General features: G+C 58.4%; 16 protein-coding genes. 4 read left to right on the forward strand and 12 right to left on the reverse strand.

Annotated elements, in window-relative coordinates; translation table 11 throughout:
• The first annotated feature begins 263 nt into the window (after positions 1–263).
• A complete protein-coding gene (locus H7849_RS00820; protein WP_186743554.1) occupies positions 264–614 on the forward strand; it encodes a PadR family transcriptional regulator in 351 nt (116 codons plus the stop codon).
• 252 nt (positions 615–866) lie between these two features.
• The gene (locus H7849_RS00825) at positions 867–3,548 is read left to right on the forward strand and encodes an ABC transporter permease (RefSeq protein ID WP_186743555.1); all 2,682 of its coding nucleotides are present in this window, start codon (positions 867–869) and stop codon (positions 3,546–3,548) included.
• Between the two features lie 430 nt (positions 3,549–3,978).
• Here H7849_RS00825 and H7849_RS00830 read toward each other — a convergent pair whose 3' ends face one another.
• The 10 genes from H7849_RS00830 to H7849_RS00875 all read right to left on the reverse strand — a co-directional run bounded on the left by H7849_RS00830 (position 3,979) and on the right by H7849_RS00875 (position 16,548).
• Positions 3,979–5,430 carry an ATP-binding protein gene (locus H7849_RS00830; protein ID WP_251106522.1) on the reverse strand — a complete coding sequence of 484 codons (1,452 nt, stop codon included), beginning with the start codon at positions 5,428–5,430 and terminating at the stop codon, positions 3,979–3,981.
• Between the two features lie 74 nt (positions 5,431–5,504).
• Complete coding sequence (locus H7849_RS00835) at positions 5,505–5,987, reverse strand: DUF4174 domain-containing protein (RefSeq protein WP_186743556.1); 483 nt, start codon at positions 5,985–5,987, stop codon at positions 5,505–5,507.
• A gap of 296 nt (positions 5,988–6,283) precedes the next feature.
• On the reverse strand, positions 6,284–7,330 hold the full coding sequence (gene ilvC, locus H7849_RS00840; RefSeq protein WP_186743557.1) for a ketol-acid reductoisomerase: 1,047 nt from the start codon (positions 7,328–7,330) through the stop codon (positions 6,284–6,286).
• Positions 7,331–7,610: 280 nt separating this feature from the next.
• Positions 7,611–8,201, reverse strand: coding sequence for an acetolactate synthase small subunit (gene ilvN / locus H7849_RS00845; RefSeq protein ID WP_186747064.1), 591 nt, complete (start codon positions 8,199–8,201; stop codon positions 7,611–7,613).
• Positions 8,202–8,217: 16 nt separating this feature from the next.
• The gene (gene ilvB / locus H7849_RS00850) at positions 8,218–9,972 is read right to left on the reverse strand and encodes a biosynthetic-type acetolactate synthase large subunit (protein WP_186743558.1); all 1,755 of its coding nucleotides are present in this window, start codon (positions 9,970–9,972) and stop codon (positions 8,218–8,220) included.
• A gap of 119 nt (positions 9,973–10,091) precedes the next feature.
• Positions 10,092–11,783 (reverse strand): dihydroxy-acid dehydratase, encoded by a 1,692-nt coding sequence (gene ilvD / locus H7849_RS00855; RefSeq protein ID WP_186743559.1) that lies wholly within the window; start codon positions 11,781–11,783, stop codon positions 10,092–10,094.
• A 17-nt stretch (positions 11,784–11,800) separates the two neighbouring features.
• Complete coding sequence (gene leuD, locus H7849_RS00860) at positions 11,801–12,397, reverse strand: 3-isopropylmalate dehydratase small subunit (RefSeq protein WP_186743560.1); 597 nt, start codon at positions 12,395–12,397, stop codon at positions 11,801–11,803.
• Positions 12,397–13,824, reverse strand: coding sequence for a 3-isopropylmalate dehydratase large subunit (gene leuC, locus H7849_RS00865; protein WP_186743561.1), 1,428 nt, complete (start codon positions 13,822–13,824; stop codon positions 12,397–12,399). Before leuC ends, leuD begins: the two co-directional genes overlap by 1 nt.
• 232 nt (positions 13,825–14,056) lie before the next feature.
• Complete coding sequence (gene leuB, locus H7849_RS00870) at positions 14,057–15,166, reverse strand: 3-isopropylmalate dehydrogenase (protein WP_186743562.1); 1,110 nt, start codon at positions 15,164–15,166, stop codon at positions 14,057–14,059.
• A 170-nt stretch (positions 15,167–15,336) separates the two neighbouring features.
• Positions 15,337–16,548 carry a 2-isopropylmalate synthase gene (locus tag H7849_RS00875; protein WP_186743563.1) on the reverse strand — a complete coding sequence of 404 codons (1,212 nt, stop codon included), beginning with the start codon at positions 16,546–16,548 and terminating at the stop codon, positions 15,337–15,339.
• A 128-nt stretch (positions 16,549–16,676) separates the two neighbouring features.
• On the opposite strand from H7849_RS00875, the gene H7849_RS00880 reads away from it, so the two are divergent.
• Together H7849_RS00880 and H7849_RS00885 are read left to right on the forward strand one after the other, a co-directional pair.
• Positions 16,677–17,639 carry a LysR family transcriptional regulator gene (locus tag H7849_RS00880; RefSeq protein WP_186743564.1) on the forward strand — a complete coding sequence of 321 codons (963 nt, stop codon included), beginning with the start codon at positions 16,677–16,679 and terminating at the stop codon, positions 17,637–17,639.
• Positions 17,640–17,768: 129 nt separating this feature from the next.
• A complete protein-coding gene (locus H7849_RS00885; protein ID WP_186743565.1) occupies positions 17,769–18,368 on the forward strand; it encodes an acyloxyacyl hydrolase in 600 nt (199 codons plus the stop codon).
• Positions 18,369–18,433: 65 nt separating this feature from the next.
• Here H7849_RS00885 and H7849_RS00890 read toward each other — a convergent pair whose 3' ends face one another.
• Together H7849_RS00890 and H7849_RS00895 are read right to left on the reverse strand one after the other, a co-directional pair.
• The gene (locus H7849_RS00890; protein WP_186743566.1) at positions 18,434–18,997 is read right to left on the reverse strand and encodes an outer membrane beta-barrel protein; all 564 of its coding nucleotides are present in this window, start codon (positions 18,995–18,997) and stop codon (positions 18,434–18,436) included.
• A gap of 120 nt (positions 18,998–19,117) precedes the next feature.
• Positions 19,118–20,890, reverse strand: a complete 1,773-nt coding sequence (locus H7849_RS00895; protein ID WP_186743567.1) for a M48 family metalloprotease — start codon at positions 20,888–20,890, stop codon at positions 19,118–19,120.
• Positions 20,891–20,940: the final 50 nt, after the last annotated feature.

Here is a 20,940-nt window from a genome sequence, read left to right on the forward strand (position 1 = left end):
AGATGAGCTTGATCCCTTTGGGATTTCTGTGCCCCTATATCCAGAATAGCAGCTTCAACGAAATAACACGCCAAAGCCGCTATCGCCGTAAGGCATTATTTTTCATTGATTTGAGCGAGCTGTTTACTCGCTGAGTACTTGACAGCTTCAATTGGATCGTTGGGATTCTTCCTCCCGATGGTCGCCAGACTGACGGCATATTTGAGACTGCGAGACTTGGATGTAGACAGGCTACTGCTGCGGTTGTAGAGTGTCTACATCTTATGGCGAAGGAAATTTACAAGAACAGGATCGAGCTGTTGCAGGGGACGCTGGACATGCTGATTCTGCAGACGCTGCAGTGGGGGCCACAGCATGGGTACGGCATCAGCCAGGCGATTCGGGCGAGCTCGGGTGAGGTGCTGCAGGTGGAGACGGGGTCACTGTATCCGGCGCTGCATCGGCTGGAGCGGCAGAAGTGGGTCGAGTCGGAGTGGCGGGTTACGGAGAGCAAGCAGAAGGCGAAGTATTACCGGATTACGGCGGCGGGGAAGGAGCAGCTGGCGGAGAACCGTGATCGATGGGAGCAGATGGTGGCGGCGATTGGCGGAGTGCTGGGCACGGACTGCGGCTGATTGTGTGGATTGCTTTCCCACCCTTTCGCAAAATGCGCGAAAGGATGGGGCACCCATTGTTGCTCCCGGTGTGGTGTGATCCCACATCTTTTCAAGATGTGGGGCACCCTTGTCTGGGCTGCCATTTAGGAGGGCAAAAGCGGTCGTTGCTACGCAACGATTCGCACAAACTTTGTTCGTGCGGGTCCTTCGGCTAGGCGCCTACGGCGCTTCGCTCAGGATGACAGCGGTGAGAGTGGGAGATAGAGAGTGATGAGGTGGCGGCGGAAGAGGAACGAACTGGATGCGGAGATTGAGGCGCATTTCCGCATGGCCGTGGCGGAGCGGGTGATGCGCGGGGAAGATGAAGCGGCTGCACGCCGTGCAGTGGAGCGCGAGATAGGGAATGTCGCTCTCGTTAAGGATGTGGCTCGTGAGGCGTGGGGATGGGTGTGGCTGGAGCGGCTGCTGCAGGATGTGCGCTATGCGGTTCGGCAGCTGCGGAAATCGCCTGCGTTTGCGGTGACAGTGATTGCGACGCTGGCGCTGGGGATTGCTGCTCCCGCGGCCATGTTTACGGTTGTCGACCGGGTGATGTTGCGGCCGCTGCCTTATAGAGATGCGGGCAGACTTGTTTATATCAACGATGCGAGCCAGAGAAATGAGCACGATTACAGAGCCGGCGCGCCGTATCTCGATCTGGAGGAGTGGCGGAAGTGGAGCAGGAGCTTCGAGAGCATCGGATTTTTTGTGCAGGCGAACGGGCGGAATTTTCTCGAAGGAAAAACGGTGACAGAAGGCGTGGCCTTCTACAAGGTGAGCGCGAATTTATTCGGCGTGCTCGGAACTGCTCCGGCGCTGGGGCGTGATTTCCGCAACGATCCGGATGGGTTTGCAAAGAACGCCGATGAAAGGAGCGTGGTCATCAGTGATGCTCTTTGGCGGTCGATGTTTGGCGGCGAGCCGAACGTTCTGGGTCAGTCGGTAAAGATCAGCGGCGAGCCTTATGTGGTGGTGGGTGTCATGCCGCGCGGATTTTCTTTTCCCTTCGATCCGGAGACTCCGGAGGTGTGGAGCCTGGCGCAGTTGGGTGATACGGACAATGGTCGCACGGATGGAACGCCACTGTACACCGTGCTTGGACGGTTGAATTCCGGCGTGAGGGCCGCGCAGGGGGAAGCGGAGCTGACGACGCTGCAGAAGCAGATTGCGGTTGGATATGTAGATCCTGAGATACGGCAAGAGCGTTCCGGAGTATGGATTGGAAGCTATTCCGGATCGTTAGTTGAGAAAGACACGAAGCGCGCGTTGGAAATGTTGCTGGCTGCTTCAGGCGTGCTCTGGCTGATTGCCTGCGTGAATGTGACGAATCTTCTGCTGGCGCGCGCGATGGTGCGCCAGCGCGAAGTTGCCGTGCGTGGCGCTCTGGGCGCGGGACGGTGGCGCATCATGCAGCAGTTTATGGCGGAGGGATTGCTGCTGAGCGGATGCGGCGCACTGATCGGGATTGGGCTGGCGCTGATAGCGGTCAAATTGTTTGCTGGCGGAATCAAGCATCATCTGCCGTTTCCGGTGGCAATTGCTCCGGACTGGCGGATGATTGCCGGGCTGTTGTTGCTGACGGTTGTTTCTGCGCTGGTTTCGTCGATCTGGCCAGCATGGATGGCGGCACATGCTCCGATTGAACCGGCGTTGAAGCAGGGTGGACTGCAGGCAGGGAACGCGCGCGGACAACATCGTATGCGCGGTGTGTTGGTGGTGGTTGAGATTGCTTTGTCGCTGACGTTGCTGGTCGGTTGCGGGTTGTTGCTGAGGACGATCTATGCGCTGCGGCATGTGCCGCTTGGATTTCGTACCGACCGTATCATTGTGGCGAATTTGCATATCCCCGGTTACAAATTCGGGGGCCAGAACATGACGCATAGTCTTTATCTACCGCTGCTGGAGCGAGCGAAGCACTTGCCGGGCGTGCAATCCGCGGGGCTGATGACGGAGGTGCCGCTGGGAGGGACATTCAATATTCATCTTGAATTGAAGATGGACGCTTCGCAGTCTCCGAACAGAAAATCGTGGAAAGTAGTCAGTCTGCTGAAAGCTGCGACACCGGATTTGCAACAGGTATTTGGTTTCAAGATGTTGGCAGGGCGTTTTTTCAATCAGCAGGATACGCCATCGTCGCAGCCGGTATTCGTCGTCAATCGCGCCTTTGCTCGAGAGTATTCACCAGACCAGCAGGACTTGAGCAAGGTAATCGGAATGAAGCTGTGGCACATTACTGAGGGGAAAGATGCAGAGATTGTAGGCGTGCTTGACGACATGCGGCAAAGTGCGGTCGCTGAGCCATCGACGCCGGAGATTGAGGCCTCGATTTCGCAGATCACCCCTGAGAGCGGAGTTTATAAGACGCTGGAGGGGATTGCGATGGATCTGGCGGTGCGTACGGATCGCGATCCGAAGGTGATGATTCCCGAGTTGCGCGAGGTGTTAAGGCAGGCTGATCCGGCGCTTGCTGGGAGCAACTTTACGACTATGAACCAGGTGGTCGAGGATTCGTTTGGCAGCCAGCGGCTGGCGGCGCATCTGCTGGAGATTTTTGGCGGGTCGGCGCTGCTGTTGTGCGTGGCGGGATTGTATGGGTTGCTGGCTTATGTTGTTTCGCAGCGGACGCGCGAGCTTGGCGTGCGTCTCGCGCTGGGGGCGCAGCGCGGCGATCTGCTGTGGCTGGTGTTGCGGCAGGCTTCGGTGATGCTTGTTTCTGGTGTGGTGATTGGGCTGGGGCTGGCTCTCGCTTCGGGGCGGGTGGTGCGGAGTTATCTGTATGGGGTGAGTGCTCGGGATGGTTGGACGCTTGGGTTTGTGGCTTTGACTTTGATGTCGATTGGGTTACTTGCGGCCTATTTGCCGGCGCGACGGGCGGCTATGGTGAACCCTATGGAGGCGCTTCGGGCTGAGTGAAGTTCGTGCTTTTCCACCCTTTCGCAAAGTGGGCGAAAGGATGGGGTACCCGTATTCGTGCTACCGCGGAGAGGAAAGTGCAGGTCCTTCGCTGCGCACAGGATGACATCGTTTTAAGTGCGTGCTGACGAGGAAGAGCGTTACTGAGGCGCTCAGGGCTGAGTGAGGGTTCGTGCTTTCCCACCCTTTCGCAAATTGCGCGAAAGGATGGGGCACCCGGCTTTCTTGCTCTGTTCAGGAGGAGTAAAAAGCGGTCGTTGCGTAGCAACGATTCGCACGAACACTGTTCTTGCGGGTCCCTTCGGCGAGCTCAGGGCAGGCTCTTCGACTCCACTACGATTCGCTCAGGATGACGGCGTTTCAGGCATGTGCTGACGCGGACGAAAGGCCCCACCCTGACCTTGTCAGGATGGGGCACCCGGTGTATTGCTTAATACGCCTGCAGTTGTTCGATGGGCAGGCGGATCTGGAAGCAGGTAGCTCCGGGCTCGGATTGGACGCGCACGTAGCCGCGGTGTTTGCGGATCGTGCGCTGCACGGAGTCGAGCCCGAGGCCCAGGCCGAGGCCCGGTGCTTTCGTGGTGAAGAACGGCTCGAAGATGCGGTCCTGCAACTCGGGCGGGATGCCGGGGCCGTCGTCCCACACTTCGATGAGCAGCATGTCGCCGGAGACGTGGACGCTGAGCGTGATCTTGCCGCGGTCGGCGATGGCGTCGAGCGCGTTTTCGAGGAGCGCCATCCAGACCTGGTTGAGTTCGCTGGCGTAGGCGCTGATGTGCGGGAGGTCGGGCGCGTAGCGGCGTTCGATCTCGACGTGCTGCAAACGCGACTGCAACATGGTCAGCGTATTTTCGAGACCCGTCGGGATGTCGATCTCCTGGATGGGCGCCTGGTCCATGTAGGAGTAATCTTTGACGGCGCGGATGAGATCGAAGATGCGGTTGGTGGAGTCGAGCATGGCTTCGGCCATGCCACGCGCGCGCAGCGAGGAGGCGAGCTGCGTGAGGACTACGGTGATGGCATCAGCGTCAAGAAAGCCGGTGAGGCACTCGAGGGCATCCGGCGTGACGCCTGCTTCGGCAAGCTCGGGTGCGATTCTCCACGAATCTTCTACTTTGTGATCGCGCAGCCACGTGGAGAGTTGATCTTCGCGCGTAGCGATGTCTTCGGTCTTGCCGCGGACTTCCTTAGCGTGCGCGTGCACGGCGTCCTGCCACTTGCGTACGACGAGCAGATGCGACTCAGAGAGGCAAAGACCGCCGAGGCGAAACTTTTCGTGTCCGTAGACATGGAGCTCATCGAGCAGACCGGATGCGGCACGTTGCGCGGCTGACGCTGGATTGTTGAGTTCGTGCGCGAGGTTCCCGGCGAGCTTGCCGAGCGCGTTGAGCTTTTCCGTCTGCTGCTCCATGCGGGTGATTTCGCGCACCCGATCAAGGAGCACGGAGACACAGCGCTGGGTCATGGACGGGAGGGCTGCGATCATCTCGGGGAAAATGGATTTTGGATAGCGCAGACCCCAGGTCTTGGCAACAGCGTAGCCGTGGCCTCCGTAGGTCTTCATGCGCGAGTACGGCATAAGGCCGGTGATCTGGCCTGAACGCCCGATCCAGAACGCAGCCGGGCCGCCGTGCTCGCGGCGAACGTGGACTTCGCCTTTGAGCATGATGGTCATTTCGTTTGCGGGGTCACCTTCGCGGAAGATGGTCTCGCCCGGTTCCACGAAACGCTCAATGCCGTGAGTTGCCAGCCACTCGTATTCGAACTCCTCCATGCCTTGCAGCTGTTGGACGCGCTTGAGCGCGGCGACGATCTCGCTGATAGGAGTCGGATTTCTGGGTGCAAGACTCTCGGGGGCAGTTACGGTGCTAGCGATATTCATAGACGTTACCTATCTCGATGCTACATGTTAGCCCAGGATTCATTGAATCGGCGTCAAGAAACCGTTGAATCGCGCTAATTGGCGTGCGGACGTTGCATTTCAAGCTTTCGATCGGGCATGGCATCTATAAGACTATTGAGGCGGCTAATGGTTACAGTGTTTGGACTGCGCAGTTTGATCGCGCCGTCTTCGCCCAGGAGCAAGACTGTAAATTGATTTTCTGCGATCTGGAAACGGCTGCGGATGGATGTGAGTTCTTTTTCGCTGAGGAGCGCGTAGGGGGTATCGAGCGGCGGCTGGTAGCCTGTGGATTTCGCAAAGACCGGGACGAAGAGTACGAAGCGATCCAGCATATCGTCGGCTGCTTCGTCGAGCGTGGACTGCTGCTGGATGAGGCGCGAGTCGGTTGCACTGGGGCTGAAGACGAGCAGCGGGCGATAACATCGACGCATCTGCGTGAGGGTGGTTGGCTTAAGTACGCAGTCTGGACGGGCCTGTGCTTGTGTGAACGCAGGAGCGAGAAGAAGTATGGCGAGAGGAAAGAGATGCTTCGTCATACGCTTTAACTCTTATTGATTATTTTATTAGATGAAATTTGTGTGGCTTTGTATCCACTAAGTTCAAACTACACGCAATACGCGGCAATGGATGCAAAAAGCAGATCCTTCGCGTTGCTCAGGATGACAGCTTGTCAGGTGGCGGTATGCAGAGTCCCGCATCTCACTGAAATGTCGGAGGAGCCATTGTTCGTGCTACTTGATGTCCACCGCAGGTCTTTCGACTCCGCTTCGCTCATGACAATCGTTAAAAAAAATACCCCATCTTGATTTTCGTCAGGATGGGGCACCCGGTTTCACGCCTGGACGGGTTCGGGTTGTGCGGCCTGCGGCGCGCCATCCTTTACGACGACAGGATCGAGGAAAGGCATGGCGGAGCGCAGCTCGGCGCCCACGGTTTCGATCAGGTGCTTGGCTTCTTCTTTACGGATCGCGTCGAATTTCTTGCGGCCAGTCTTGTTTTCTTCGATGAAGTTCTTCGCGAAGGTTCCATCTTGAATTTCGGCGAGCAGCTTCTTCATCGCGGCGCGGGTCTCGCTGGTGACAATTTGCGGGCCAGCGGTGTAGTCGCCGTATTCGGCTGTGTTTGAGATGGAGTAGCGCATGTAGGCGAGGCCGCCACGATACATGAGGTCTACGATGAGCTTCAGCTCATGCAGGCACTCAAAGTAAGCGAGCTCGGGCTGGTAGCCAGCTTCGACAAGGGTCTCGAATCCCGCCTTGACGAGAGCAGCTGTGCCCCCGCAGAGAACGGCCTGCTCGCCAAAGAGGTCGGTTTCGGTCTCTTCCTTGAAAGTGGTTTCGAGCACGCCGGCGCGGGTGCAGCCGATGCCTTTGGCGTAGGAGAGCGCGAGAGCGAGCGCGTTGCCGCTGGCGTTCTGCTCGACGGCGACGAGGCCCGGTGTGCCTCCGCCCTCGGTGAAGACTTCGCGCACCCGATGGCCGGGGGCCTTGGGCGCCACGAGGAAGACATCGACGCCGGCGGGAGGCTTGATGGTGCCGTAGCGGATGTTGAATCCGTGCGCGAAGACGAGGGCCTTGCCGGGTGTGAGGTACGGCTCGACTTCCTTTGCATAGACCTCGGCCTGGGTTTCGTCGGGCGTGAGGATCATGATGACATCGCCCCACTTGGCTGCGTCGGCGATGGAGGTGACTTCGAGGCCGGCCTTCTTTGCCTTGTCGACGGACTTGCTGTTGGTTGGCAGGCCGACGCGCACCTGAACGCCGGAGTCCTTGAGATTGAGGGCGTGCGCGTGTCCTTGTGAGCCGTAGCCGATGATGGCGACTTTCTTCCCCTGAATGATGGAGAGATCCGCGTCGTGGTCGTGATACGTCTTTGCCATTCTTTTTCCCTTCGTTTGAATAGACCGGGGCTGAAGCCCCTCTCTTGTGAAATCTCTTATTCGCCGGGCTAAATCACCCCAGAACGCGAACATCGCACGTTCGGGGACCCCGATCAGCCCGGTGCTTCTACCTTCTCTGAGCTTTGCGAGGTATCCATGATTCCGATTCAGCGCTCATCTTTTCAGATTCTTCCTCCCGTTGGTCGTCAGAATGACGGGCTGGATGAGAAATGTGATTGAGCCGAATACAGCGTTCGGTTTGTATTCTGCTTCGTACAGCCTACTTCTGAAAATTCGACTCTTCTTCTACCAGGTCGAAGACGGCGGTGTTCTTTGTTTCGTTCTCCGGCTCGGTGGCAACGCGCATGGCTTCAAGGACGCGGCTGGTGTGATGGCCGCGGCGCATGACCATGCGTCCGGTGCGCGAGACTTCGAGGATCGGGTCGCCGCTTTCAATCAGGACCTGGATGAGCCCTTCGATCTTGCTTTCGACGCCTGTGATTTCGATCATCAGCGATTCGGGCGCGAGGTCGACGATACGCGCGCGGAAGACTTCGACGAGTTCGAAAATGTGCGAGCGCGTCTTGGGCGTGGCTCCGACCTTGATGAGCGCGAGCTCGCGACTGACGTTCGCGACCTGATCCATGTCGTCGACTTCGAGGACGTTTTCGAGCTTGTACAGGCTGGCCATGATGCGGTGACCGGCCGAAGTGGAGGAATGAGCGACGATTGTCATGCGCGAGATTCCTGGTCGCTCGGATCGGCCGACCGTCAACGAGACGATGTTGACGTTGAGACGGCGAAAGAGCGAGGAAACGCGCGTGAGCACGCCGGGCTTGTCTTCTACGAGTGCGACGAATGTATGCAGCATGGTTACAAATTGGTCCTTATGCGTCTTCTGCTGTTTCAATCATGGGGTTGTCAGGCCGGCGGATCATTTCATGCAGTGCCGATCCTGCGGCCACCATCGGGTAAACGGAATCTTCTTTTTCCACCAGAAAGTTTATGAGAAACGGCGCGTTGGATGCACGCGCGCTTTTGACGGCTGACTCAACTTCTGAACGTGTACGGACGGTAGCGCCGGGGATGCCGTGCGCGTCGGCCAGCTTTACATAGTCAGGGCTGAGGATAGGCGAAGAGGCATAGTTCTTCTCGTAGATGAACTCCTGCCACTGACGCACCATGCCGAGGAAGCCGTTGTTGATGACGGCGATGTTAATGTCGAGGTTCTCCTGCGCGATAGTCGAGAGTTCAGGGGAGGTCATCTGAAAGCCGCCGTCGCCGGCAATGACCCAGACTTCTTTCTCAGGGCAGGCGATTTTCGCGCCGATGGCTGCGGGTAGAGCATAGCCCATGGTGCCGAGGCCACCGGAGGTGATGAGCGTGCGCGGCTGGTCGTGCTTGTAGTACTGCGCTTCCCACATCTGGTGCTGGCCCACGTCGGTGACGACGATGGCTTTGCCGTCGGTCGCGTTCCAGAGGTCGTTGATTACGTGCGCGGCATAGAGATGGCCGTTGTCGGGCAGGTTCTTGATGTCGCGTACAGCGCACTCGCCCTTGCTCGCGTTGACTTCGCGCAGCCACGGTGAGCTTGTGCGCGCGGAGAGATGCGGCAGGAGAATTTCGAGAATCTGCTTGAGATCGCCGATAAGGGCGACATCGACCTTTACGTTCTTATTGATTTCGGCGGGGTCGATCTCGATGTGAATCTTCTTCGCCTTGGGCGCATAGGTGACGAGGGTGCCGGTAACGCGGTCGTCGAAACGCATGCCGCATGCGATGAGCAGGTCGGCTTTCTGAATTGCTTCGTTGACCCAGGCTTCGCCGTGCATGCCCATCATGCCAAGGGAGAGTGCGTGGGATGCAGGGAAGCAGCCGAGGCCGAGGAGCGTGCAGGCTATGGGAATCTGCATGCGCTCGGCGAGCGTGCGAACCTGCTCGTAGGCTTCGGACTGGATGACGCCGTGTCCGGCTAGGATAACGGGGCGCTTCGCTTCGCGAATAAGGCGGGCTGCGTCGGCGATGGAGTCGGCGTTGTGGCCGCGCATCGGGTGCGGGCGATATGCTTTGGGCGCGGCGGCTTCGAAACTGTAGTCAGCGGAGCCCTGCTGCGCGTCTTTGGTGATGTCGACGAGGACTGGGCCGGGGCGTCCGGAGCGCGCGATGAGGAAGGCTTCGCGCAAAGCGGGCGCGATGTCCTCCGCACGCGTGACGAGATAATTGTGCTTGGTGATGGGCAGGGTGATGCCGGTGATGTCTACTTCCTGGAAGGCATCACTGCCGAGCACTTTGCTTGAAACCTGTCCGGTGATGCAGACGATGGGCACGGAATCCATCATGGCGGTGGCGAGGCCGGTGACCATGTTGGTGGCTCCGGGGCCGGAGGTTGCGATGGCCACGCCAACGCGGCCTGAAGCGCGCGCGTAGCCGTCGGCCATGTGCGTTGCGCCCTGCTCATGCCGCACGAGAATGTGGCGGATGGGGAATTTGCGCATCGCGTCATAGATAGGCAGAATGGCCCCGCCGGGGTAGCCGAAGACATCGCTTACACCCTCGCCGACGAGCGTGGCCCAGGTGATTTCTGAGCCGGTGAGGCGAGTGGTGTTGGGCGATGGTGAGTCGTTTTGTGAGCTGTTGCTCATTGTTGGCGGACTCCTTTATTTTTCTTCCTGCCGGTTGAGTACAGAATCCGACGATATTGATTTATCTTTCATCGTTCAGATTCTTCCTCCCTTTGGTCGTCAGAATGACGGCTCTGAAATTAGTTAGTGACTGCGCCTCTTGATGCTGAGGAGACGGTGTCGGCGTACTTGCGGAAGACGCCGCGCTTGAACTTCGGCTCGGGAGCCCTCCAGTTCTGTAACCGTGACTGTAACTCTTTCTCGGAGATCTCGACATCGAGCTTGCGGTTGGGGATATCGAAGTGGATGATGTCGCCTTCTTGAATGGCTGCGATGGGGCCGCCGACTGCGGCTTCCGGCGCAACGTGCCCGACCATGAGGCCGCGGGTGGCTCCGGAGAAGCGGCCATCGGTGAGCAGGGCGACGGTTTCCGACAATTCGGGAATGGCGACGAGCGCGGCGGTGATCTGAAGCATTTCGCGCATGCCGGGGCCTCCCTTGGGGCCTTCGTAGCGGATGACGAGGACTTCATTCGGCTTGATGCTTTCTGTATCGACGGCGCGGAAGGCATCTTCTTCGCAGTCGAAGACGCGCGCGGGACCGCGGTGCTCAAGGCGATTGTGACCTGCGACCTTGATGACGCAGCCTTCGGGTGCGAGATTGCCTTTGAGGATGACGAGGCCACCCGTAGGTTTGATCGGCGACGAGACGGGATGGATCACATCCTGATCGGGCGCTTCGACGGCGTCGGCTGCTTCTTCGGCAATGGTGCGACCGGTGACGTGGATCGAGCCCTTGTGGAGCAGGGCGGCTTCGATGAGGCGCGCTGCAAGCAGACGGCTGCCGCCTGCGTTGTGATAGTCGGGTGCGACATACTTGCCGCCGGGCTTGAGGTCGCAGAGCAGCGGCGTATTGCGGCTGATGCGGTCGAAGTCATCGACGGTGAGCTTGACGCCGACTTCATTGGCGATGGCGATCAGGTGGAGCACGGCGTTGGTGGATCCACCGGAGGCGGCGACGGCGGTGATGGCGTTTTCTAGCGACTCACGCGTGATGATCTGGCTGGGGCGCAGGTCGCGGCGGGCGAGTTCCATGACCATCGCTCCGGCCTTGCGTGCGGCGGCGTGCTTTTCCGGAACAAAGGCGGGCACCCCTGACAAGCCGATAGGCGAGATGCCGAGGAATTCGCAGGCCATAGCCATGGTGTTGGCGGTGAACTGGCCGCCACAGGCTCCGACGCCGGGGCAAGCGTTGGCTTCGACAGCTTCGAGCCCGGCGTCGCTGAGTTTTCCGGCAGAGTGCGCGCCGATGGCTTCGTAGACATCCTGAATGGTGATGACTTTGCCATCGAGATGACCGGGGGCGATGGAGCCGCCGTAGAGCATGAGGCCGGGGATGTTGAGGCGTGCGAGCGCCATGACGGTGCCGGGCATGTTCTTGTCGCATCCGGCGATGCAGATCAGGCCGTCGAAGAGATTGCCGCGCGAGACGAGCTCAATGGAGTCGGCGATGACCTCGCGGCTGATCAGCGAGGCCTTCATGCCTTCCGTGCCCATGGTGATGCCGTCGGAGATGGTAACGGTGTTGAATTCCATCGGAGTGCCGCCTGCGTCGCGCACGCCTTGTTTTACCGCTTCGGCTATTGTCCGGAGATGGAAGTTGCAGGGGCCGATTTCCGTCCAGGTGTTGGCGATGCCGATGATGGGCTTGTGCAGGTCTTCAGGAGTGAAGCCGACGCTGCGAAACATGGCGCGCGCTCCGGCGCGGCTGGGGCCTTCGGTGAGTGCTCCGCTCTTCCATTTCGGGTCTTGAGTTTTGCCGTTCTGGCTCAAATCATCTCTCCGTGTGGTTATGCTCTGGGGGTGAGCCAGAACTTTTCGTTGTGCTGCGTTTCAAAAGCGTCGAGTGCGGCGGCGTGGCGCAGGGTCAGGCCGATGTCGTCGAGCCCTTCGAGCAGGCAATAGCGGCGAAAGGGATCGATGGAAAATTTTGCTTCGAAGCCGTGGTCGTCATGGATGGTTTCGTCTTCCAGCGAGACGTGGAGCTTATAATTCTCAGTTTTTGCGGCGCGGTCGAGCAGCGTCTGCACCTGTTCTTCCGGCAGCGTAATCAGCAGAATGCCGTTCTTACCGGCGTTTGAGTGAAAGATGTCAGCGAAGGACGGCGCGATAACACAGCGGAAGCCGTAGTCGGACAGCGCCCATGCGGCGTGCTCGCGCGATGATCCGCAGCCAAAGTTTTTGGCGGTGACGAGAATCTGCGAGTCTTTATAGCGCGGCTGGTTGATTTCGAAGTTTGGGTCCTGCCGCCAGTCGAAGAAGAGAAACTCGCCGTAGCCGGTGCGCTCGATGCGCTTAAGGAATTGCTTGGGAATGATCTGATCAGTGTCGACGTTCACGCGGTCGAGCGGCGTAACAACGGATGTGAGTTTGCGGAATGGCTGCATTATGCCAGCACCTCCTCGCCTTTGTATTCCCATTGGCGGATATCAGTGAAGTGGCCGGTGACGGCTGCGGCTGCGGCCATCTCCGGGCTGACGAGGTGAGTGCGTCCGCCGCGCCCCTGGCGGCCTTCGAAGTTGCGGTTGCTGGTCGAGGCGCAGCGCTCGCCGGGCTGCAGGATGTCGGGGTTCATTCCCAAACACATGGAGCAGCCGGGCTCGCGCCATTCGAAGCCTGCTTCGAGGAAGATTTTGTTGAGACCTTCTTTTTCTGCTTGCTCTTTCACCTGATGCGAGCCGGGAACAACCATGGCGCGCACATGGGAGTTCACGTGATATCCGGTGACGACTTTGGCGGCGGCACGCAGGTCTTCAATGCGCGAGTTGGTACAGGAGCCGATGAAGACACGGTCGATGGGGATCTCTTCGATGGCCGTGCCGGGTTTCAGGTCCATGTATTCGAGCGCGCGCTGGAAAGCCCTTTTATCCGACTCAGATGCTTTCAATGGATCAGGTACGCTGCCGGTGATTGGGACAACCATGCCGGGGTTGGTTCCCCATGTGACATAGGGTGTGAGGCCCTCAGCCTTAATGACAAGTTCGCGGTCGAACTTTGCGCCCGGATCAGATTTCAGCTCGCGCCACTCGGCAACGGCTTCTTCCCACTTTGCACCTTGCGGAGCGGAGCGGCGACCCTTGAGATACGCGAAGGTCGTATCGTCGGGAGCGATCATGCCGGCGCGCGCGCCAGCTTCGATGCTCATGTTGCAAATGGTCATGCGGCCTTCCATCGAGAGCGCGCGGATGGCAGAGCCGGCGTATTCGACGACGTGGCCGGTGGCCCCGTCGGTGCCGATGCGGCCGATGATGCCGAGGACGATGTCTTTTGCGGTAACGCCTTGCGACAGTTCACCTTCAACGGAGATGCGGAATGTCTTCGGCTTTGATTGCTGCAGGCACTGCGTCGCCATGACGTGCTCGACTTCGGATGTGCCGATGCCGAAGGCCAGAGCTCCGAAGGCTCCGTGGGTCGAGGTGTGCGAGTCGCCGCAGACGATGGTCATGCCCGGCTTGGTGAGTCCGAGTTCGGGGCCGATGACGTGGACGATGCCCTGGTTCGGGGATTGAATGTCGTATAGCTCGACGCCGAATTCCTTGCAGTTCTTGCGCAGCGTGTCGATTTGCTTGGCGGCGATGGCGTCTTCGATGATGAGCCGATTCGGTGTTGTCGGAACATTGTGATCGACGGTGGCCACAGTGCGGTCGGGGCGGCGGAGCTTGCGTCCAGCCATGCGGAGACCGTCGAATGCCTGCGGCGAGGTGACTTCGTGGACGAGATGGAGGTCGATGTAGAGCAGCGTGGGCTCGTTTGCGGGTTCGGCGACAAGGTGCTGTTCCCAGACTTTTTCGAAGAGTGTTTTTTGATGCGACATCTTGAATTGGACCTCTGTTGTTGCACGGGGCTAAAGCCCCTTTCTTCCTGTCCTTAATTCACCGGCCTAAAGGCCGGTGCTTTTACCCTTAATTTTGTGCGCCGTCTCCGATGGCGGTTTTATTCTTGTCCTTCTGTGTGGAGTGCAGAATCTGACGATTGTGTTCTAACTGACATCGCTGAGATTCTTCGTCGCTTCGCTCCTCAGAGTGACGGCCTTCAAAAAAAATCAATTACACGGCGTGCATGGCTTGCCGTTTGTCGATGATTTCGTTCAATGCTTCATGCACCTGCTTGCCCATTGCTTGTGTGGAGAGGATCATCTTCTTGTCCTTCTCGCTGCGGGCGAGGTCGGCGGTGCGATAGCCCTGCTCCAGAACTTTGCGGACTGCGGTTTCAATGGCCAGCGCATCCTGTTCGAGATTTGCCGAGTGGCGCAGCAGCATGGCCGCGGTCAGAATTGCGCCCAGCGGATTGGCGAGGCCCTTGCCTGCAATGTCCGGCGCGGAGCCGTGAACGGGCTCATATAAATTAACCTGTCCGCCGATGGTCGCCGAGGGCAGCATGCCGAGCGATCCGGTGATAACGGCGGACTCGTCGGAGAGGATGTCGCCGAAGAGGTTTTCGGTAAGCACCACGTCGTAGGTGCGCGGCGTATTCATCAGGTGCATGGACATGGCGTCGACGTATTGGTGCTCAAGGGTGACGTCGGGAAAATCCTTTGCGACTTCGGATACGGTTGCGCGCCATAGCTGCGAGACTTCAAGGACATTTGCCTTGTCGACCGAGGTGACTTTTTTCCGCCGATTCTGAGCGAGATTGAAGGCCACGCGGGCGACGCGAACGACTTCGTCGCGGGTATAGCGCATCGTGTTCCATGCTGAGCCGGCTTCGCGATCCCACTGGCGCGGCTCTCCGAAGTAAAGGCCGCCAAGAAGCTCGCGAACGAAGATGATGTCGGCTCCGTCGATGACTTCGGGTTTGAGCGGCGAGTTGGCAGCGAGTGCAGGATGGGCAAACGCTGGGCGGAGATTGGCGAATCCTCCGAGTGCCTGGCGGATTTGCAGAAGGCCAGCTTCGGGGCGGCGGTCGGGGGGGAGGGAATTGAATTCATTGCCGCCGACGGCTCCGAGCAGGACGGCATCGCTTTCGAGAGCGATATCGAGCGTGGACGTGGGGAGAGGAGTTCCGTGTGCTTTGATGGCGGCGCCGCCGATGAGGGCTTCGTGGAATTCGAAGTCGTGCCCACCCCACTCGGCTACGGAGCGCAGGATGCGCGCCGCTTCTGCGGTGACTTCCGGGCCGATGCCGTCTCCGGCGACGATAAGAACCTTCAGCTTCATCTTTGCATGTTCTCCGAAAACCCCGGGGCTAAAGCCCCTCGCTCTTTCGTTCTTATTCACCGGGCTAAAGCCGGTGTTACTATCTGCAATACCTCAGGGGCTAACGCCCCCTTTCGCATGATCTTGTTGTGCGGGCTAAAAGCCCGCACCTAGCAGCCCACACCTGCCGGTCAGCTGGCTTCGCTGATCGGTTCAGTCGAGATCAGGTCTTCGTGGCGCTTATGATGCGCGACGAGATTGATGAGGTCCTGATCGTAGATGGCTTTCTTCTTATCGGCGAGTTCGGTAAAGGCGCGGTAGGCTGCGTCGAGATCCGGAGCTGCGAGCTGGTAGCCGAGATCATGGAGGCGCGAGCGCAGCGCGTGGCGCCCTGAGTGCTTGCCAAGGACCATCCTGTTGGTCGGAACGCCGACCGACGCGGGCGTCATGATCTCGTAAGTCAGAGGATTCGAGAGCACGCCATGCTGATGGATGCCGGCCTCGTGCGCGAAGGCGTTGCTGCCGACGACGGCTTTGTTTGGGGAGGGCGCGAAGCTGATGACCTTAGCGAGTTGCTGGCTCGCGGGGAAGAGCTGGTCCGCCTTGAGGCCATGCTCGACGGGATACTGATCGGCGCGAACAATAAGGGCTGCGGCGATTTCTTCAAGGGCTGCGTTGCCGGCGCGCTCGCCGATGCCGTTAATGGTGCACTCAACCTGGCGCGCTCCACCATCGATGGCGGCGAGGGAGTTGGCGACGGCGAGGCCTAGATCGTTGTGACAGTGCGAGGAGAATATGACCTTGTCTGCGCCGGGAACCCGCTCGCGAACGGTGCGGAACATCGCGCCGTATTCATTGGGGACGGAGTAGCCGACAGTATCGGGCATGTTGATGGTGGTCGCTCCGGCTTCAATCGCGACCTGAACCATTTTGCAGAGGAAATCGATTTCGGTACGGGTGGAATCCTCCGGGGAGAATTCCACATCGTCGACGTAGGTGCGGGCCAGTCTGACGGATTTTGCCACCTGTTCGAGCGCTTCTTCGCGGCTCATCTTCAGCTTGTACTGAAGGTGAATGTCGGAGCTAGCAAGGAAGATATGAATGCGCGAGCGCTCGGCGTGTTCAAGGGCTGCTGCGGCGCGCTCAATGTCCTCGCGCTTGGCGCGGGCGAGCGAAGTGATGCGCGGCTGGCGAATCTCTTTGGCGACTGCCTGAATGCCGGCGAAATCCCCCTCCGATGAGATGGCAAAACCGGCTTCCAGAATATCGACGCCGAGGTCCTCAAGCGCGTGGGCCATGGCCAGCTTCTCGTGCTGGGTCATGCTGCAGCCAGGGGATTGTTCGCCATCGCGAAGGGTCGTATCGAAGAAAAGAAGCCTGTCTGGTGTGGCGTCTAGGATCATATCGGGGAAGCCTCGACTAAAGTAAGTTTCGCAAAATCTGCAGCATAATTCAAATCTTTAATTTCTTGAATTACCATAACTTATGATTATGATAGCTCAGTGAGTGCTTCTTAACTCGTAAAAACCTTATGGAATTATCCCAACTGGAAACCTTTCTTACGGTCGTCGCCGAGCGCAGCTTCTCGCGTGCGGCTATACGGCTGCATAGAACGCAGCCAGCGGTGAGCCAGGTAATCCGGAAACTTGAGGAAGAAATTGGTGAACCACTCTTTGAGCGGGCATCGCGCGACGGTACGCTGACGACGGCGGGCGAGGTGCTGCGCGACTATGCGGAACGGTTGCTGCGCTTGCGCAATGAAGCTGCAAGCGCGCTTGAGGAAGTACGAGCGCTGGAGCGCGGGCGCCTGACGCTGGCCGCTAATGAGTACACCTGCCTGTATCTGCTTCCGGTGCTGGATGAGTTTCGCCGTCTGTGTCCGCAGATATCGATTATGGTCCAGCGATCGTTGGCGAGCCGCATTCCGGACGAGGTGCTGCGGCGCACGGCCGAGATTGGCATTGTCTCTTTTCAGCCGGACGAAGATCAGCTGGCGGCGATCGCTGTGTATGCGGATGACCTTGTGTTTGTCGTGCCGCCGAAGCATGTGCTGGCGCGCGAGGAGCAGGTCCAGATTCGTGATCTGGGCGCGGAGAATTTTGTCGCGCACAATGTCGCATCGCCAAGGCGGAAGCTGGTGGAAGAATCATTTGCGAAACACAGGACTCCTCTAAATATTGGTGTGGAATTGCCGAGTCTGGAGGCGATCAAACGTTTTGTCGCCACCGGAAATGGTGTCGCGCTGGTTCCGGCATTGTCGGTGCAGACGGAGATCGTGCGCGGCGAGTTGGTGTCGGTGGCGGTTCCGGAGCTCGATTGTTCGCGGCAGCTGTGGCTTGTGTATCGTAAGCAGGGTACTTTGTCGTACGCGGCACTGGCCTTTTTGCGCGTGGTGCGAACGCTGGCCGAAGACCGGGGCACGCCATTTCTCTATGTTGAGAAAAAGCATGGCGACGAGAAAAAGCCGGATGCGTCTAAACAGAGTCAGCGGTAGCTGTGCAAATGGCCTCTGGCAGGTACAATGGCGAGGTGGGCTATTCGGTCCACCACACTTAAAAATCGACGAGCCCGAGAGGCGTTGTGCCTGCGGTGCTTTTAGCAGGCGAGAGGTTCACGAAAACGGATGAAGAAAATTTTGTTGTCTTTGGCGTTGCTGTCATTTTCGGCAGCGGCTGGATTTGCACAGGAGAGCAGGCAGGACGCGAGCTTAAGCTGGGCAGCGTTGATTCCCCCTCACGTGGTTGGCAATACGGTACAGCAGGATGGAACGATCGGCGTATACGGCGTTGTGGCCAGCTACCGGTACATGCTTACACCACGCAGCGCACTTGAACTGAATTACCAGTACAACCAGGACATCCAGAAGTTTGTGACGAGCTTTAACTCGATCCGCGTGCACACGCGCATGCAGGAAATTTCCGGCGCATATGTCTACAACTTCACGTTCAAGAACTTCAACCCTTTTGTGGAAGCCGGTATTGGCGGTTACATTTTTGGGCCGATCAAGGACCAGAAGACGACAGATCTAGACGCCAAGCAGAGCACCAACATTGGTGCGTTGTATGGCGCCGGCATTGCGTATGAGCTGAGCCCAAGCTGGGACATTCGCGCGGAGTACCGCGGCATTGTCGTCAAGGCTCCGAACTTTGGATTGGAACAGTATCGGACGAACCGCTACTACAACATCAGCAATCCGACGATCGGCGTAGCCTACCACTTCTAGTTTTTCTGAGAAGAGAAGCAAAAGCCCCGGAGAATTCCGGGGCTTTTGCTTGATGTGAATTTGTCCTAGAAGATTTTGTAGGAAGCACCCACGCTGAAGCCGTTGGGACTCAGTCCGTGGCTGGGGTTCGGAAAGGTGAAAGCAAGGCCAGGAGCCGAGGGCCAGAACTGGTATTCATAGTCTCCGCGGACGCTCCAGCGACGAGCGACACGGAATTCGGCTGTTCCGCCCGGAGCATAGGCGAAGTAGCTTCCGCTGCCGATGGTCGAGGGATAATACGTGATCCATCCTCCACCCAGGAGGAATTTTCCATATAAAGAAAGCGCGTGATGGCGCCAAACTCTGTAGCGGGGTCCGAGCAGGTAGTTGTCTTCCGTCTCGCCCTGGGGTGGACTAAAGCGCAGCCAGCGAGCCTCGCCCTCTGCGCCAAGATTTCGCAGCAAAATGTGATCGACATCCGCGAAAACGGCAATTCCTTGCAGGCGGTCGGGACCCCAGTCCGGCTGGAAGTTCGAGTATTCAGCGCCGGCGGATAACGACCAGCCATGCCCGCTTACGGCTGGTGCAACTTGAGCTGACGTAGACAGGGGAAGTAGAAGAAGTGCAAAAGCAAAGAGTTTCTGAAACACGCAGCGATCTCCAAAAGTGTGATCGGCCAAGGAATAGAATCAATCAATTGTAAAGCGAGATTAGGCCTGATAGAGGATTGGATGCGTATCAGGCCTGACCCGCAGGCCCGCTGAGCGGGCCTACTGGGGATTTTGTTGCGGCTGGGCGTTGTTGGTGTTCTCGGCTGTGGGCGCCTGAGATTGCATCTGCTGTGCGGGCGCGGGCGCAGATGCCGATGCCGGAGCGGCGGTCTGGTACCGCTGCAGGCGGAAATATACAGGCGTGAGTTCGAGAGGCATCTTGTCGCGCGGGTTCAGGATTTGATCTCCCTTGAGGTTGAGGGCGTATACCTTGTCATCCCAGGCATCCGTTCTCAGACGGCTGCCGAGAGGCAACGCGGCGCGATCCTGACTCATATCCGCAAGGTTCAGCTTGGGTCCCTGATTGAGGAAACCAGACATCCAGGGTGTGCCGTCCGCCTTCAGGAGCGAATCACCGAGGCGCGGTGTTACCAACGCGGGCAACGACTTTGAGCGCGCGACCAGTTGCTGATAGAAGAGGCTCACGCTGCCACTCTTGTCGTGATAGATCGAGCCGTTGAAGAGATCCATCGCCTTCTTCGCTGCGTCCGCATCGTCGGCAGCGGTGTGGTTCATGTTGATGCGCTGGAAGGTTGCCTCATCCGGGAAGAGCAGACGGTCGTTAAAGGCGTAGCGCGTGTCGATGTGGTGGCCGAGCACGATGTGCGCCAGCTGGAAGCTCAGGATCGCAGCAAGATCTTCTTCCTGCGGCAGTACGTCCAGCAGTCCCTTACTGACGAGGATGGTGTCACCGACGGCCAACGACTCAAGAGGAGTGGTGAGCATGACGCGGCAATGAATATCTCCGGGAAGACTGAGCTTGTTGCCGATCACGATATTGTTGGTGACCTGCTCAAGGGTCTTGTCAAAGTCGCTTGGCGGGGCGATCAGACCAGCCTGTACCAGGCGATCCAATACGTTATTCTCTGCCGTCGTTACCCACTGGCGACTCGCGGAGAGCGGGCTTACGTCCTGCGAGTTCTCGCTCTGGTCCTGAGCGTTCTCGATGGTCATCGATTCAGCGTCTGACTCACGGGTAGGAAGCTTGAGCGAGTAGCCCCAGAAGTGAGACTGAGCGCGGAAACCAGTTCCTTTTTTGCCGGTGCCGCCCTGCGACTCTTCGGCATAGATGGCGGCAGGCAGCCAGACGTTGGGCTGGAGGTTCTGCCGCCAGCTATCGAAGTGGTAATAGCGCGTTACTTCATCATTGGCGTTGCTGGTGTAAGTTCCGTTGAAGCGGACGATGTTGCCATCCTGATCCTCAATCCAGATACGGCCCGAGAAGCGCCCGGCCCCGGTTTTCGGCTTGGGGCGTACGTCGAAGACAGAGGTGCGGATGCTGCCGAGGAATTCGCGCCGAACAAAGGCAAAGTCGTAGTGCTGCTGATCAAAGCTGACCGGATCGAGGAACATCATGTCCATGAAACCGGTCGATGAGTAACTGATATTGAACGCCTTGGTCAGGCCGCTGACGTACTTGAATGAGCCCTTGAAAAATCCGTGCGAACTCGCCTTGGTTTCATAGCCCTTGTTGTTGAAAGTCTTGCCGAAATCGACACGGCCGAGCATGTATTGGTCCGATTCAGGTATCAGGTAAAGCTGAGGATCGGGCCGCATGTTCTGGATGTAAGTCTGCACTACGGGAGTGCGCTCCTGAATGGCCTTTACTGTTGTCTTTTCCTGCGCGATCGCCTTTTGAACGAGCTCGGTCTGGGCTGGAGTTAAAGGAGTTGGAGGGGCGACCTTGGCTGTTTTGGCCTGGACTGTGAGCACCACCGAAAAGACCGCGAGCCCGGTCAGTGACAACCTGCGAAAGGACATTTCACTACTCATGCATTTTTCTTCTCTCATTTGTATAGAACCCAGCAATGACAGCAATACTC

This window comes from Alloacidobacterium dinghuense (genome assembly GCF_014274465.1).
In the GTDB taxonomy this organism is placed as follows: Bacteria; Acidobacteriota; Terriglobia; order Terriglobales; family Acidobacteriaceae; genus Alloacidobacterium; species Alloacidobacterium dinghuense.